At 58.7% G+C, this 465-nt stretch carries 1 pseudogene; it reads left to right on the top strand.

Features of this window, described 5'->3' with window-relative positions:
* Positions 1 to 465, top strand: a pseudogene (locus ACYP03_RS24085) (hybrid sensor histidine kinase/response regulator); the annotation flags it as partial.

Here is a 465-nt window from a genome sequence, read left to right as displayed (position 1 = left end):
GATTATCTGTCTGCCGCGCCAGTTCCATACCACCGTAGTTGAAAATACCCATGCGCCGGATCTGCACCTGGCACGCCGGGTATTTCCTGTCTATCTGCTGCTGATGGGGATATTTGTGGTGCCACTGGCGCTGGCCGGGAAGGTGCTACTGCCGGGGATCCCAGCGGATACCTATGTGATTAATCTGCCGCTGATGCAAGGTGCGGATACCATTGCCTTGCTGGCTTTTCTGGGCGGGACCTCGGCGGCCAGCGGCATGGTAATTGTCTCGACCATCGCACTGGCGATCATGGCATCCAACGATCTGGTGCTGCCTTTGTTACTGCGCCGGTTGCGGGTCTCGAGCCGTAACCATGCGGCGTTCTCCGGGCTGCTGCTGAATATCCGCCGAGGCCTGATTCTGCTGCTGCTGCTCGCATCCTGGGGCTTCCATGAAGTGCTGGATGAGATTGAATCCCTGTCGGC

The organism is Photobacterium sp. R1, assembly GCF_054600795.1.
The sequence above is the reverse complement of the archived record's forward strand: the minus strand, read 5'-3'. Positions and strand labels throughout refer to the sequence as shown.